This window comes from Rhizobium oryziradicis (genome assembly GCF_001939045.1).
Classification (GTDB): domain Bacteria; phylum Pseudomonadota; class Alphaproteobacteria; order Rhizobiales; family Rhizobiaceae; genus Allorhizobium; species Allorhizobium oryziradicis.
The window spans coordinates 824,547-839,371 of the sequence record NZ_MKIM01000028.1 but is presented as its reverse complement, the minus strand read 5'-3'; the positions used below and the strand labels follow the sequence as shown (position 1 = coordinate 839,371).

Sequence of the window (14,825 nt, the reverse complement as noted above, 5' to 3'; positions counted from 1 at the left end):
CTGCGGTCAACTGGTATGCGCCGCAGAGCGCGCACCGCAGCATCGCATTATTTTACGATTCGAGCGGAAATGTCGTTTTTGCTGTAAGTCACCTTGAGCGTGTGCCCGGCAAGTGAAATGGAATCGAACTTTCCTTGAACCGTGCTGGCATTCACCAGTTTCAGCGTATCCCCAGCCTTAAACGTTTGCGAAGGCGCTGCGGTCAGCACAAGGTTGCCGCCCTCAATCGACATAGTCTTGTTAACCTGCAGGCGAACATTGTTCTTGTCTTGCAGTTTGATCTCAACATTGGCCTGTTTGCGCACGGTTATGTTGCCTCGCACCTGCAATCCCCGTGTGTCGATCACGGCTTTGCCACCGCTCAGATATATATCGCCATTGCCAAATGCGGTGTCGGATGCAGCAACCAATGTGCCATCCTCAATCGTCGTGCCGCCGGTCCAGCTGTTTTTACCGGCCAGCGTGAGGCTGCCGGTGCCTTGCTTGAGCAACATACCCTTGCCGCTGATGGCGTTTTTCCAAGTGTCTGCAGCATTGAAGCCGCCTTTGCTGGCGTCCATAACCAGCGTCACATCGCCGTTGAATGCGCCATAGCCATCGGCAGCCCGAAACAGGTCGAGACGACCCCAGCCCTCAGGATCGCTGATAATGGGATATCCCGAGGCGATTTCGGTGGTCTTAAGCACAACACGGCGCTGTTCTGCATTCAGATAGGGCTGGCGGGTTTCCAAAAGCACCTCTGCACCCTTTGGCACCGTGGGGGCGAGGTTTGGATCGCTGATCTGTTGATAGCCATAGGTCAGGCGCGCATCAACGAAAGCCTTGTTCCAAGCGTAATCGGCCAAGGCATCCTTGGCCTTGGGCTCGGAATGGGCAAAGGCCATCAATGCCTGAAAGTCAGACGAGTGTGTTGCCTTCATCAGCCATGTCTGGCTCTGCTCATAGGCTTCCTGACGCAGAGGCACATTTTTTGGCAGATTGAGATTGTAAGCCACAATGGCCGTTGCCAAGACGCGGCCGCCGAGAACGTCAAATGTCTGGTGCATGCCGGCACGAATGCGGTTTTCGCCGAGAACGGCGGCGCGGGTCACCATTTCCTGATAGCGCTGCGGCACCAGATAGGCCATGACCAGCGCATCGCGCCAGGCTTCGGCTGTGTGGCCACTTGGGAAGCCTCCATCAGAAATCGGCTTGGAGCTTTCGGCCGGCACCAGCTGCGGCACAACACGCACCTTGTCGCTCTGGCGATAGGGGCGAGCGAATTTGTAATAGCGCTTGGCGGGCTCGGTGGAGCCATCGGCGCTGCCTGCTTCAATCAAATCAACAGCCTTGCCCAGATCGGGATTGTCTTTTGCACCAACCCCGCGATTGTTGCCCTTATCTTCATATTTTACCGTTGTTGCGTCGGCAGGCATGTCCGTGATGGTGGTGGTCTGCTGTGCGCCCTTGCGCCACGCATCGGTCAGTGGGCCAAGGCCGTCAGTGACGCTGACATTTTTGCCGCGACGGTCATCAAGATAGGCGGAAAGATCGCGCTCCGGCGTGTGCTCACCCGTGACTTTGATGGAATAGGCAATATTTTGTCTGTGCAGATCCGGACGCTTCTTCACGCCATCGGTCGCACTGCCAGGAATGCCATCCCAATCGGTTTTTTTGATCGCCGGGCAGCCATCCTTGGCTGGCGCGTCCTGATCGGCGTCGACAAAAGGCGTGCGGGGCGTCCAAACGGCGAGAAAGCCGGAGAGAACCCGAACACCTGCGTTGGTTTCCAGGGTGGCGTGGCAAGCATCGCCGCGCTGGTTGGTGGCACCTGTGTCAACATAGGCCAGCACATTGGCCGGTGGTGGCGCTGTTTCGGCATGCCCAACGCCGGTCGGCGGTGCTGGCAAGGAGAGGTTATCTGCGAAGGCAGGGGTCAGGGCGGTGGCCAGCAAAAGTGCGGCGGAGGCAGCAGCTATGGACTGAAAACGGGTCATGAAAGGCCTTTTCTGCGAATATAAGCGAGAGGAAAAGCGCGGGGCTCCGGTTTTTATTCGTCAACATGACGAAATAAATCGAGTTGTTAGAAGAGTGTCAACTCTTGAAAGGGGTGTTGTGGTCTCGATTGACGAAATTCAGGCTCGTCTATAGGGTTGTCAGGTAACAGTTTTCTGACAGGTTTTGGGGTTTCCATTTCCTTTTGAAGGTGCATCGCTATATGCTCAAACTGGCGTATTGCAGGGGCCGCGCATCATAGGGAATCGAGTGCATGGACGATAAATCGAATGGGCCTTGGGATCAGGACCCCGACGATGCTGATGAGGGGTTGGACGAAAGCCCGGTCAACACCGGCCGCAAGCGCGAACCCGTTTTCAATATGCCCGGCGGGGTGCTGCTGTCACTGCTTTTGGTGGTTTTGATCTTTGCTCTCACCAGCTGGATTGTTTCCACCGAACTGTCCGACTGGATCATGCGTGAATTCGGTTTTTCCCCCATACGTTACGTCACGCCGTTTTCCGATCAGGATCTGGCATGGATCTGGACCCCGTTCACCTATTCGCTGTTGCATGGCAGCGTTGAGCATCTGGCCTTCAATGGTCTTTGGCTGGCGGCTTTTGGCACGCCGGTCTGGCGGCGTATCGGGGCATTGCGCTTTGTCCTGTTCTGGCTGGTGACGGCGGCGGCCTCGGCCTTTGCCCATGCCGCGCTGAATTGGGGCTCTGAAGATTTGCTGATCGGTGCCTCCGGCGTCATTTCCGGCTTGATGGGGGCTGCCTGCCGCTTTGCCTTTGGCTCTGGTCGTGCTGGCTTCAGCTTTGGCGAAGATGATGCGTGGGTGGTGCGATTGAGCGTGTTTGAAGCGCTTGCCCAGCGCACGGTTCTGGTTTTCGTTTTGATGTTTCTGGCGGGCAATCTGATTATTGCCTTTGGTATCCCATTGGTTGGTGATCCCGGTGGTGCCATTGCCTGGGATGCCCATATCGGCGGTTTTGTGGTGGGCTTTTTCGGTTTTGCTCTGTTTGATCGCCAGCCTAAACCGCTGCGCACATCAAATTAGGGAAAATAAATATTGCTGACTGCCCACTCGGTTGCGTTCTTGTGAAAATGCAGGCAGCATAGGCGTTCAGGCTTCTTATCTTGGGGAAGGGGGAGAGGCCTGAGTCCTATGCCCGGAGATCTGCAATTGAGGAGGAAAGCAAATGTCTGTGACAGTCAGGAATATTCTCGGTGAAAAAGGCCGAGACGTTATCACCGTGGGGCCAACCGTCAGCGTGGCAGATGCCGCCCGCGTTCTCTATCACAATAAAATTGGTGCTGTTGTCGTGGTCGGCATGGAAGGCCGGATCGTCGGTATTTTCACCGAGCGTGATCTTGCCTCGGCCATTGGCCGGCTTGGTGTGGAGGCGATGGATCTTCCCGTCTCCAAGCTGATGACCGCCAATGTGTTTCGCTGCACCGAAGACACCACCGTCAACGAATTGATGGGAATGATGAGCAGCAAGCGGTTTCGTCACGTCCCCGTCGAAAGCGGTGGAAAGCTGATCGGCATCGTATCCATTGGTGACGTGGTCAAACAGCGCATCCGTGAGGTTGAGTTGGAGGCCGAGCATATCAAGGCCTATATTGCCGGTTGATCAGGAGAGTGCAGCGCTCTGCCCCAAAGGGCGCTGTAACGCTTTTACGCATTGCTTTATTAGCGCGCGCAGCCTTGCTGCATGCGCTGAATAGCGGAAATATTTGCTCGTGTTTCCTCATAGCCTCGGTCAATCGATTCGCCTGCGCGGTGAAACTCTGACAGGCCGATTTCGTTGACACGTGGATGCAGCGCCAGATCGGGCGGATCACCTGCGAGGCGGGCGCGCGAAATACGATCTTGAATAATGTTGAAAGACTGCACCATGACGCCGGTGACGCCAATGCGGTTCTGGGTTTGTCGCGCCCCTGTATCAGGGCCAATCGGGCCAACCTTGTGTTTGACCACAGCCGAGCGACCATAGAGGTCGTAATGAAGATTGACGGCCACCACCAGCGGCTGTTCATAGGCGCGACACACCGAGACCGGCACCGGGTTGACCAAAGCGCCATCGACCAGTGTTCTGTTTTCACTGCGAACAGGCTCAAAAATACCGGGCAGGGCGTAGGATGCACGAAGAGCCGTAATCAGGCTGCCACCATCGATCCAGACTTCATGGCCCGTGTGCAACTCGGCAGCCACCGCCACAAATGGTTTTGGCAGGGATTCAATCGAGAGCCCTTGCAGATGTTCCTGCATCCGCTTGGTCAGGCGCATACCACCCAGCAAGCCGCTGCCGCCAATGGTCAGATCCAGCAGGGCAGCAATGCGGCGCATGGTCAGCGAGCGGGCAAAGGTTTCAAGCTCGTCCAGCTTGCCTGCCAGATAGCAGCCGCCCACCAGCGCACCAATGGATGTTCCGGCAATCATGCCAACTTCAATGCCAGCCTCGTCCAGCGCCCTTAAAACACCGATATGTGCCCAGCCACGCGCAGCACCGCCGCCGAGCGCCAGTGCAATTTTCGGTTTTGGCTGTGGCGGTCGCTCCGTAGAGGTAGGTTCTGTCGGGCCACTGGCAACAGCATTCTTTGCCACTTGGCCTTTTAAATTCCAGTTCAGCATATGTATCGACCCTCCTCGGTTGAACATATATCAAGAACATTGTGGACCCGCGAGATTACCAAAGCCTTGATGATTACAGTTTAATCTAATTTTTCCCATAGACCGAATCGGGATCAAAGTGCCGGTGATCATCAATGATCACTGTTTTTGCTTCACCGTTGTCCAGCTCAATGCGGCGATAAAAGCAGGAGCGGCGTCCGGTGTGGCATGTGGCATCATGGCCGGCGACCTCAACCTTCAGCCAGATGGCATCCTGATCGCAATCAACCCGGATTTCCTTCACGCTTTGCATGTTGCCAGAGCTTTCGCCCTTTTTCCAAAGGGCCTTGCGTGAGCGGCTGTAATAATGGGCAAGGCCGGTTTCAATTGTCAGCGCCAGTGCCTCGGCATTCATGTGCGCCACCATCAGCAATTCGCCGTCGCGGTGATCGGTCACAATCGCAGTGACCAGCCCATGCGCGTCAAACTTGGGGGTCAATGCGCCGCTGTCTTCGAGAATGGCTTTGTCTGTGGAAGGGGAGGCAAATTCAATCATTGTCTGTATCCGCAAAAAGAAACGCGCATCCATCTGGGTGCGCGTTATGTTATTACAGCAATAGCTCGGCTGAGCAACCGGTTTAGGTTCAGCGGCTACGCACCATGGTCATGAATCGGACCTGCTCGGCCGCATTGTCCTTGAACTCGCCGGTGAAGGTTGTTGTCAGCGTGGTCGAGCCGGATTTTTGAATGCCGCGCATGGCCATGCACATATGCTCGGCATCAACCATCACAGCGACGCCGCGTGGCATCAGGTTTGTGTCGATGGCTTCAGCGATCTGCGCTGTCATGGTTTCCTGCGTCTGCAGGCGGCGAGCAAAAATATCCACGACGCGCGCAATTTTGGACAGGCCAAGCACGCGACCCGCTGGCAGATATGCCACATGGGCCTTGCCAATCACCGGCAACATATGATGTTCGCAATGGGAGAAAAACGGAATATCTCGCACCAGCACGATGTCGTTATAGCCACCAACCTCTTCGAAGGTCGTGCCAAGCGCATCTTCCACACTGATGTGATAGCCGGAAAACAGCTCTGCATAGGCCTTGGCGACACGCTTTGGCGTATCCAGCAGGCCTTCGCGGGTTATGTCTTCGCCAGCCCAGCGTAGCAGGGTTCGCACAGCATCTTCGGCTTCTGCCCGGCTGGGGCGACCCGCTTCTGGTGTCAATTTTTTCACGATGGCATCCATGCCGTTGTTCTCCGCTCAGGTGCCCTGGAGGAAACCCTTCTTAGCTCTCTGAGCCTTAAATGGGTAATTCTTGCCATTTTGGCAAGTCCAATCCGTGGCTATGGTGCTTACTACGCGAGGTTTGATATTCTGGATCACGTTCATACATGTTATATCGGCACACATGCTATACAGGTAAAAACCATGTATCTGGTTAAGCCCTTACAGCCAACCCAATGTTGCGCAAATATGGATCGTCTGAAAGGTCTGGTTTTGCGTGACTGAGCATTTCAGGAGCAAAGTTTGGCGATGGATGATGTTTATAACGGCAAAATTCTGGAATTCGCTGGCAATATTGCCCGGATCGGGGCGCTGGATAATTTCGATGCCAGAGCTGAAAAACACTCCAAACTTTGTGGCTCACGCCTGACGGTTTACCTCAACGCCGAAAACGGTGTGGTGACAGATTTTTCCCACGAGCTGCGCGCCTGTGCATTGGGCCAGGCCTCGGCCTCCATTATGGCGCGTCATGTGGTGGGGGCCAGCTTTGACGAATTGCGCCAGGCGCGGGCCGATATGCTGGCCATGCTGAAAGAGGACGGCGAGGGGCCATCCGGCCGGTTTGAGGATATGCGTTATCTCCTGCCGGTGCGCGATTATAAAGCCCGCCACGCCTCGACCATGCTGACCTTTGACGCCGTGTGCGACTGTCTCGACCAGATTGATGCCCGCGATCAGGCATTGGTGGGCTGATTCATGTGCCAGTTCTGCGAAATTGATGATGAGGATGAGAAGCCACATTATAAAGGCCGCAATTATCATGGCCCGTTTCGAAAAACGCCGGATCGCTTGCTGGGCATGGGGCTGATCCGCCTCTACCAACTGACCCTCTCCAGCCTTGTTGGCAGCCATTGCCGCCATATGCCAACCTGCTCAGAATATGGCTATGAAGCCATAGCCCGGCACGGATTATGGACTGGCGGTTGGCTCACGTTGTTTCGGGTGGGGCGCTGCGGCCCGGGTGGTACATGGGGGGTGGATGCCGTGCCGGAGGTGATGGAAAGACGCTATGTCTGGTGGGCACCATGGCGCTATTTGGCGGTGGGGCGTCAGCGCAAGGCTGGGATATAACATATGCCGATGCCCATGGAATATCGCCATGCGTCAGAGCAGTTTGATGCCTTCATGGAGGCCGCGCGTGAGCGCTCTGGCCTGACCACCCGTAACCAGACCTATACGATGGTGCAGGGCGTGTTGCAGGTGTTTCGGTCTCGCTTGACGGTTTCTGAGGCCATTGCGTTTGCGCAAGCGTTGCCAGCTGTGTTGCGGGCCATTTTTGTGTCCGAGTGGGATATGTCTCGCGCCATCAAACCGTTTGGCAGCCGGGCTGACATGACGCATGAGGTCAAAGCCTTGCGCCGCGACCATAATTTTTCGCCAGACACGTCCATTGCCGATGTGGCTTTCGCCTTGCGCCAATCGGTAGACCCTGTAGCCTTTCAGCGGGCACTGAATCAGCTGGCACCGGAGGCATCAGCCTATTGGGCGGTTTAGAGAATTTCGAAGAAATTCTTTACTCTGTAACACTTTCGGCCTATTCAGCCCACGTTTGTTGCCGATCAGGAATCGGCCATTTTGCACCACCCGCATTGGTTGGCGGGACTGGATAAGGAGACCTAGCATGTCAAACCCTATTTCCCTAACATTTCCAGATGGTTCTGTGCGCACCTATGAGGCTGGCGCAACCGGCCGTGATGTGGCTGAATCCATCTCCAAATCGCTGGTCAAGAAAGCCGTTGCCATTGCCATTGATGGCGAAGTGCGTGACCTTTCTGACCCAGTGACAGACGGCAAGATCGAGATCGTGACTCGCACCGATCCACGGGCGCTTGAGCTGATCCGTCACGATGCCGCCCACGTCATGGCCGAAGCCGTGCAAGAGCTGTGGCCCGGAACCCAGGTGACTATTGGTCCGGTGATTGAAAACGGTTTTTACTACGACTTTGCCAAGGCTGAACCCTTCACGCCGGAAGATCTGCCAAAGATCGAAAAGCGGATGAAGGAAATCATCCAGCGCAACAAGCCTTTCACCAAAGAGGTTTGGCCGCGCAACAAGGCGCGCGAGGTTTTTGCCGCCAAGGGCGAGAAGTACAAGGTTGAGCTGGTTGATGCGATCCCGGAAGATCAGGATCTCAAGATCTATTATCAGGGCGATTGGTTTGACCTTTGCCGTGGTCCGCACATGGCCTCCACAGGCCAGATTGGCACCGCTTTCAAGCTGATGAAGGTGGCTGGTGCCTATTGGCGTGGTGACAGCAACAATCCGATGCTGACGCGCATTTACGGCACTGCCTTTGCCGAGCAGGAGCAGCTGGACAATTATCTGCACATTCTGGCCGAGGCTGAAAAGCGCGACCACCGCAAGCTGGGCCGTGAAATGGACCTGTTCCATTTTCAGGAAGAAGGTCCGGGCGTGGTGTTCTGGCATGGCAAGGGCTGGAAGATGTTCCAGACCCTGACCGCCTATATGCGCCGCCGTCTGGCTGGCAAATATCAGGAAGTCAACGCGCCACAGGTGCTGGACAAGTCGCTATGGGAGACATCCGGTCACTGGGGCTGGTATCAGGAAAACATGTTTGCGGTTAAATCCGCCCATGCGTTCACCAATCCGAATGACCCGGAAGCCGATCAGCGTGTGTTTGCATTGAAGCCCATGAACTGCCCCGGCCACGTGCAAATCTTCAAGCATGGATTGAAATCTTATCGCGAATTGCCTGTTCGCCTTGCAGAATTCGGCCTTGTGCATCGCTATGAAGCGTCTGGCGCTTTGCATGGGTTGATGCGCGTGCGCGGCTTCACGCAGGATGATGCGCATGTGTTCTGCACCGAAGAGCAGATGGCGGCAGAATGCCTGCGGATCAATGACTTGATCCTGTCGGTTTACGAAGACTTCGGCTTTCAGGAAGTGGTGGTCAAGCTCTCCACTCGTCCTGAAAAGCGCGTTGGCTCTGACGATCTGTGGGATCGCGCTGAAAGCGTGATGATGGAGGTTTTGAAGACCATCGAGGAGCAATCCGGCGGTCGCATCAAGACCGGCATTTTGCCGGGCGAGGGCGCGTTTTATGGGCCTAAGTTCGAGTATACGTTGAAGGATGCCATTGGCCGCGACTGGCAGTGCGGCACGACGCAGGTGGACTTTAACCTGCCGGAACGCTTTGGTGCTTTCTACATTGATCAGAACTCGGAAAAGACCCAGCCGGTGATGATCCACCGCGCCATTTGCGGCTCGATGGAGCGTTTCCTTGGCATTCTGATCGAGAATTTTGCCGGTCACATGCCGCTGTGGTTTGCACCTTTGCAGGTGGTGGTTGCCACCATTACCTCCGAGGCTGACGATTACGGTCGAGAAGTTGCCGAATTGCTGCGTGATGCTGGCCTCGAAGTGGAAACCGATTTCCGCAACGAGAAGATCAATTACAAGATCCGCGAGCACTCGGTTGGCAAGGTGCCTGCCATCATCGTCTGCGGTAAGCGCGAGGCTGAAGAGCGCACGGTGAATGTTCGCCGCCTTGGTAGCCAGGATCAGGTGTCGATGACGCTGGAAGAGGTGATTGCCTCGCTGGTGGATGAAGCAACGCCGCCAGACGTCAAGCGCAAAGCCGCACAACGCGCAGCGAAACTTTAAACAATCAAGGGGCGCTTTGAAGCGCCCCTTTTCTTGAATTCAAGATGCCTCACGTCTTCAGTGAAGATCATCCCTTTTTGTCTTTAGCTTTCTCTGCAACATAGGGAAGTGAAGAGTGCTGGATGTTGATTTTAACTTTCCCATCCGGTTCTTTCACAAATCCCATGGTGTAGGTTACCTTTGTTTCCTTGCCATCTTTGCCAGTGAAATAGTAATTGCCCATTGAGACCGCCGTATTGCAGTCATAGGTTATGGCGTGGTTTTCAAAACGAACCTTGGTATAGGGTGCCAGCGCAAAACCTTTGTCTTCTTTATCCTGACCTGTGACGAAGTAGGATAGCGCTTCTTCCGGTGTTTGGCGGAATTCGTCTGTTGATGCTACTGTTGGTTTGAAAAGCACGGGACCATTCTGGTAGGCATAGATATCCGCAATAAATTTTTCTGCTTCAGCTTTTGGATTTTTTGCCGCGCCGATTTCAACCAGACCTTTTCCCCATTTGTCCTGCGTGGTTTTGACTTCAGCTTCGCTGATCGCTGGTTTGCATGCGGCGGCCATTGATATGGATGGTACCGCGACGGCAGCGAGAAGAACGATGACAGATTTTACGGATAAGATTTTCATTTTTCACTCCCAATGATGTATCAATTGTAACATTGAGAGAGGTCGTTATTGGGATTGAAGAATTTAAGACTGGCAAAATGCCGCAGTATTTCTGGATGTATGAGTGAAACGAAAATAAACCTTTGTAGTCAAGATTATCCAGGGTTTACACTGTTGCGCCCGTGCTTTTTTAGTCACAATTCGATCATTGTTTCTCCATTTTTAAAAATGGATCGCAACGATACAGCGACAGCCCCACGCATTCGATAAAACGCACCATGCTCCAAGTTTTTGTTTGCACATCGGATTTATCTGAAAACCTGTTCCCACTATTCAGCCGATGCTCTCGCGGCAAGAATGGGAACGACAAAGAGGTGTTGCGCGTCAGTTGGTGTCGTAAATGCTGGCCTTTTGCAGGTTCTGCGCGCTGTCTTTCATCACCAGTTCAACGTCGGTATTGACGCCAGCTTTGACGTTGAAGTCTTTCTGGTAGATGTTGTCCTTGTTGCGCGCAATTGCCGTGTAATTTCCCTCTGAAAGCACCAGAACGGGAAAAGCACTGACGCTTTCGGCCACCGCGTCGCCTGAGGATGTCAGAATCGACCAGGCAGTGTCTGCAATGGCTTCCCCGCCGGGATTGGAGACGAGCTTGAAGTTCATTTGTGCTGCGCGGTGCTGCAGGGTGGCTTCAGTGATCTTGTTTGCTTCCACCTTGATATCAGCGCGCACAACGGCGTTCACCGAGCCATATTCCGATACGACATGATAGGTGCCAGAGTTCAAGCTGATCAGCGTGTTGGGCTCAACATTATCCATGATCAGGTTGTGTCCGGTATCGTCCTGACCATCGCCTGCATAAATTTTGAATTTCAATTTGGTGGATTGGATCCGGGTGTTTTCACCTGTCACGGCATTCAAGACCATGCCGCCCGCATCAAGCACCATCACCTGCGTTGCCACATCGCCTTCAGCCGGAACGCTTAATTTACGGGTGATACCAGCGCGGCCAAACGATACATTCACAAAATAATCGCCGGGGGCCAGCTGAAGATCGGCGGTTCCGCCCTGGCTGCTGGCGATCATGGGCAATTTTCCATCGCTGCCTGCAATGGGGCTGTAAACGCGCCATTGCAGGCCTTGCTGCATGGGCTGGGCATCCTTGTCCAGCTTTGCCTCAAATTTGACCAATCGCGCATTGGATTGAACCGGGTTTACGGATGGATTGGAAAAAGCGTTGAGCTTTGGCATCTTGGTGCTGCCATCCAACTGCTTGAATGTCTCGAAAGCGTCTTCCGCCCGCGCGCCTTGCAGGCCTGCTGCCATCAGCATCACGGTCATGATCACGGGAAGACGGCAGGAAAAAGATATCATAACAGTTCCGACCGTTTCATTGCCTTGGTGTGCAATTACTACAATCTTGCGACAATGGCAAATTCAAGGTTTTCACTGGTTCAAGGTTTTCGATGAGCGCACGCATGCGGAAAGGCAAATTCAAATGCGCTGTCGCGCTTCCCATTGCAGCGCGTTTGCTGCAAAACTCAGCTTGATTGATTCCAGTTGCTTTGCCCGTGAGAGACATTCGATATGTATGAACAGATTAAACTTCTAGATTACCTCGCAACGCGCCGGTCCGTGCCTGCTTTTCAGATGTGTGAGCCGGGGCCATCCAAAAGTGAGCTTGAAGACATATTGAAACTTGCTGTGCGGGTGCCCGATCATGGCAAATTGGCTCCATGGCGCTTCATTGTCTATCGGGGTGATCGGCGGGCTGAAATTGGTGAAGCGCTGTTGAGCATGGCGCTGGTAAAGCGGCCCGACTTGAGCGAAGACATGATTGCGGTGGAACGCTCGCGCTTTACCCGCGCGCCCGTGGTGATCGGCGTGGTCAGTACGGCCAGTGCCCATGCAAAGGTGCCGGAATGGGAGCAGGTGATGTCCGCAGGCGCTGTGTGCATCAATGTGCTGATGGCGGCCAATGCCCATGGCTATGTGGCCAATTGGCTATCAGAGTGGTTCGCGTTTGACAGTGATGCGTTTCCGCTGCTTGGCATTCAGCCGGGCGAGCGCGTTGCTGGCTTTATCCACATGGGCTCTACCACGTTTCCGATTACCGAGCGTCCCCGCCCATCCCTAGACGATGTTGTCACGTGGGTGGGAGGCGATGATTGATGTTTTACGACACTGAAAACAACAGCCATGGCATGGCGCATGATCCCTTCAAGGCGATTGTGTCGCCGCGCCCCATTGGTTGGATCGGCTCCAAGGGCAAGGATGGTTCTCTCAATCTGGCACCCTATTCTTTTTTCAATGCCATATCCGAAGTGCCAAAGATGGTGATGTTTTCATCCTTGGGTCGAAAAGACAGTTTGCGCAACATTGAAGAAACTGGCTGCTTCACAGTCAATTTTGTCAGCCATGATTTGCGCGATGCGATGAACGTTTCATCGGCTCCTGCGGGCTATGGCGTGAGTGAGTTTGAAATGGCCGGATTGACGCCTGTTGTTGGAAAACTGGTGGATGCGCCCTACGTGGGTGAAGCCTATTCCGTCTTGGAATGCCAAGTCACAGAGGTGATTTCGCCCAAAACGCGCTCAGGCGAACCATCCTCTAATTTTGTGGTGTTTGGCGAGGTGGTCGGAATTCATATTGCCGACAGAGCCATGCGGGATGGACGTTTTGATGTCACGCTGGTTCAGCCGTTGGCACGGCTTGGCTATATGGATTATGCAACCGTCACCGAGGTGTTTCAGATGACGCGCCCCTCAAAGGCTTGATGCTTTTTCAAAGGCAGCGTTGATCATTGCAATGCTGTGCGACTCATCCGTGATGAGTGTCTGAAAACCTTGGTTGACCAAGGTTTCCACCTGCTTCGCGAAGGGCTGTGGGCTGGTGCCAAGAATTTCGCACACCGGAATTTTTGCACTTGCACCAGCGAGCTGAACATGGCTGCGGCAGGTTTGCAAAACCGGCTCGGCCGCCTCCGTTGTCTTTGCTCCAATCGCTGTTGCAATGGCCCGACTGTCTTGCCCTATGGCAATGAGACGGGCTGAGCTTTGTGCCAAGGCAATTGTTGAAGCAAAGCCCCGGGTTTCAAAACCGAGCATTGCGAGAAAGCGCGTTTGCCCATCTGGCAATCCCGCCAAAGCCTCTTCCACACGCAGCATTGCATCCAGCCGCTCCCCATCGGCGTGGTCACTTGCATCCGTGAGAATGAAGCCGTCCGGCGTCAGCCCCATCAGATCGCGGAGCCTCTCTGCGAAGGCGTCATTATCCAGCGTGGCGGAAATGCACAGCAAAAGGGGCAGGGTGCCCAGCGCGCTGTGACGGAGTTTTTCCACCCGTGCTTTGAGGTTGCCTCCATTCACAGCCAGCGCATCCGGCGTGCACGGCAAGACCTCTCTCTCATTCTCTATCAGCAAAATACTGCGGCACCGGCGCGAGCCAAGATAAAAATGCTGATGCGACGGGATTTGGCTATGGTTAATGGACATGGTGAACCAATCTTAAACTTTTTACTTATAGCATCGTCATCATAACTGTTATCTGTTGTTTTGATCGGGGTTCTCGGTGCTTGTAAAGGCTTTCTTTCGCTGGTCGGAAACTGCAAAGGCCGGGGATCGTGCCAAGGCGGCCAATGCGCTTGGGCGGGCCTATCTGCAATCGGCCTTGTCTGATGATGACCGCCGCTCAACCTATGTGGCAATGACCTATCTGCTCGATGATCCATCGCCGAAAGTGCGTTTGGCGCTGGCCGAAACCCTTGGCTCTGCCGCAGATGCACCGCGCGCTTTGATTCTGTCTCTGGCCGAGGATCAGCCTGAGATTGCCTCGCGGATACTTCTTTGCTCACCCGTGCTGGATGATCGCGATCTGGTCGATCTGGCGGGGCGAGGGTCCAGCTTTACCCGTGCGTTGATTGCTGCAAGACCCGGCCTTTCCTTTGCCGTGGCTGCCGCCCTGGTTGAAATCGGTGAGATGGCGGAATGCCTGATTTTGCTGGAGAACCCAAGCGCAAACCTCTCGCCATTCAGTTTGATCAGGCTCACTGAGCGCCATAGCCGCAATGATGCCGTTCGCGGTGCGCTTCTCGATCGGCCCGATCTTCCGGGGCAGGCGCGACATCTGCTGGTGCGCTCTGTGGGAGATGCGTTTGCTGCCTCGTCATTGGTGCAGTTTGCGTTGGGCGAGGCCAAACTGTCGCGCGTCAATTGCGAGGCCGGTGTTTCTGCCGCAGCCGTGATTGCGGGCGATGTGGCGTTTGAAGAAATCCCGGCTCTGGTCGAGCAGATGTGCGCAAACGGCCATTTGACCCCGGCCCTGTTGATGGAGATTCTCTGCCGCGGCAAGGCGGATTTCTTTGCTGCAGCCATTGAAGCGCTGAGCGGTGTGCACGAGCGCCGAGTGCGCTCCATCCTCGCCACCGGGCGTATGCATGCTGTGCGCGCCCTGTTGGAATCGGCAGGGTTAAACCGCTCTGTTGCGCCACTTTTTGTCGAGGCGGTGATGTTGTGGCGCAATGCGGTGCAAACTGCACGCCACAGTGAAATGGGCAGCATTTGCCAGGCATTGCTGCACAAAGGTCGCAGTCTCGCTTGTGACGATTTTGCACAAAAGCTGCTGGATCTGGTGGAAAGCCTTATGCACGATGATGAACGACGTCAGGCTCGCCGTTATGCCGCACATCTGGTTGTTGATGCCGCCTAAAATCCGTCAGGT

General features: G+C 54.8%; 16 protein-coding genes. 9 read left to right on the top strand and 7 right to left on the bottom strand.

All coding sequences use genetic code 11. The annotated features are described in order from the left end of the window. Positions 1-47: 47 nt before the first annotated feature. Positions 48-1,976 (bottom strand): acid phosphatase, encoded by a 1,929-nt coding sequence (locus tag BJF95_RS19420; RefSeq protein WP_075641043.1) that lies wholly within the window; start codon positions 1,974-1,976, stop codon positions 48-50. 272 nt (positions 1,977-2,248) lie between these two features. Here BJF95_RS19420 and BJF95_RS19415 point away from each other — a divergent pair, with 272 nt between their 5' ends. Next, on the top strand, positions 2,249-3,037 hold the full coding sequence (locus BJF95_RS19415) for a rhomboid family intramembrane serine protease (RefSeq protein WP_075641042.1): 789 nt from the start codon (positions 2,249-2,251) through the stop codon (positions 3,035-3,037). 142 nt (positions 3,038-3,179) lie between these two features. Further along, positions 3,180-3,614, top strand: coding sequence for a CBS domain-containing protein (locus tag BJF95_RS19410; RefSeq protein ID WP_075641041.1), 435 nt, complete (start codon positions 3,180-3,182; stop codon positions 3,612-3,614). A gap of 59 nt (positions 3,615-3,673) precedes the next feature. Here the strand turns inward: BJF95_RS19410 and BJF95_RS19405 are convergent, their stop codons facing one another. From BJF95_RS19405 to folE, 3 genes are all read right to left on the bottom strand, one after another. Continuing rightward, the gene (locus BJF95_RS19405) at positions 3,674-4,615 is read right to left on the bottom strand and encodes a patatin-like phospholipase family protein (protein WP_075641040.1); all 942 of its coding nucleotides are present in this window, start codon (positions 4,613-4,615) and stop codon (positions 3,674-3,676) included. 85 nt (positions 4,616-4,700) lie between these two features. Next, positions 4,701-5,150 carry a phosphoribosyl-AMP cyclohydrolase gene (hisI, locus tag BJF95_RS19400; RefSeq protein ID WP_075641039.1) on the bottom strand — a complete coding sequence of 150 codons (450 nt, stop codon included), beginning with the start codon at positions 5,148-5,150 and terminating at the stop codon, positions 4,701-4,703. An 88-nt stretch (positions 5,151-5,238) separates the two neighbouring features. Further along, a complete protein-coding gene (gene folE / locus BJF95_RS19395) occupies positions 5,239-5,844 on the bottom strand; it encodes a GTP cyclohydrolase I FolE (RefSeq protein ID WP_075641038.1) in 606 nt (201 codons plus the stop codon). 288 nt (positions 5,845-6,132) lie between these two features. On the opposite strand from folE, the gene BJF95_RS19390 reads away from it, so the two are divergent. The 4 genes from BJF95_RS19390 to thrS all read left to right on the top strand — a co-directional run bounded on the left by BJF95_RS19390 (position 6,133) and on the right by thrS (position 9,508). After that, on the top strand, positions 6,133-6,576 hold the full coding sequence (locus BJF95_RS19390) for an iron-sulfur cluster assembly scaffold protein (protein WP_075641037.1): 444 nt from the start codon (positions 6,133-6,135) through the stop codon (positions 6,574-6,576). Positions 6,577-6,579: 3 nt separating this feature from the next. Then, positions 6,580-6,954, top strand: coding sequence for a membrane protein insertion efficiency factor YidD (gene yidD, locus BJF95_RS19385; RefSeq protein ID WP_075641036.1), 375 nt, complete (start codon positions 6,580-6,582; stop codon positions 6,952-6,954). Positions 6,955-6,957: 3 nt separating this feature from the next. After that, positions 6,958-7,377: a DUF2267 domain-containing protein gene (locus tag BJF95_RS19380; RefSeq protein WP_075641035.1), complete on the top strand. Its 420-nt coding sequence runs from the start codon at positions 6,958-6,960 to the stop codon at positions 7,375-7,377. A 127-nt stretch (positions 7,378-7,504) separates the two neighbouring features. After that, entirely contained in the window at positions 7,505-9,508 is a 2,004-nt protein-coding gene (thrS, locus tag BJF95_RS19375) for a threonine--tRNA ligase (protein ID WP_075641034.1), read from the top strand. Positions 9,509-9,575: 67 nt separating this feature from the next. Here thrS and BJF95_RS19370 read toward each other — a convergent pair whose 3' ends face one another. Then, positions 9,576-10,130, bottom strand: a complete 555-nt coding sequence (locus BJF95_RS19370; RefSeq protein ID WP_075641033.1) for a hypothetical protein — start codon at positions 10,128-10,130, stop codon at positions 9,576-9,578. A gap of 363 nt (positions 10,131-10,493) precedes the next feature. Further along, positions 10,494-11,480: a hypothetical protein gene (locus tag BJF95_RS19365; RefSeq protein ID WP_075641032.1), complete on the bottom strand. Its 987-nt coding sequence runs from the start codon at positions 11,478-11,480 to the stop codon at positions 10,494-10,496. Between the two features lie 213 nt (positions 11,481-11,693). Here BJF95_RS19365 and BJF95_RS19360 point away from each other — a divergent pair, with 213 nt between their 5' ends. Both BJF95_RS19360 and BJF95_RS19355 read left to right on the top strand, forming a co-directional pair. Beyond that, positions 11,694-12,278, top strand: coding sequence for a nitroreductase family protein (locus tag BJF95_RS19360; RefSeq protein ID WP_075641031.1), 585 nt, complete (start codon positions 11,694-11,696; stop codon positions 12,276-12,278). Continuing rightward, positions 12,278-12,883 (top strand): flavin reductase family protein, encoded by a 606-nt coding sequence (locus BJF95_RS19355; protein ID WP_075641030.1) that lies wholly within the window; start codon positions 12,278-12,280, stop codon positions 12,881-12,883. Before BJF95_RS19360 ends, BJF95_RS19355 begins: the two co-directional genes overlap by 1 nt. Here the strand turns inward: BJF95_RS19355 and BJF95_RS19350 are convergent. Beyond that, the gene (locus BJF95_RS19350; RefSeq protein ID WP_075641029.1) at positions 12,872-13,600 is read right to left on the bottom strand and encodes a hypothetical protein; all 729 of its coding nucleotides are present in this window, start codon (positions 13,598-13,600) and stop codon (positions 12,872-12,874) included. The two genes, BJF95_RS19355 and BJF95_RS19350, sit on opposite strands and share 12 nt — an antisense overlap. 76 nt (positions 13,601-13,676) lie before the next feature. Between BJF95_RS19350 and BJF95_RS19345 the strand changes: the two genes are divergently transcribed. Next, entirely contained in the window at positions 13,677-14,813 is a 1,137-nt protein-coding gene (locus BJF95_RS19345) for a DUF2336 domain-containing protein (protein ID WP_075641028.1), read from the top strand. The last annotated feature ends 12 nt before the right edge of the window (positions 14,814-14,825 follow it).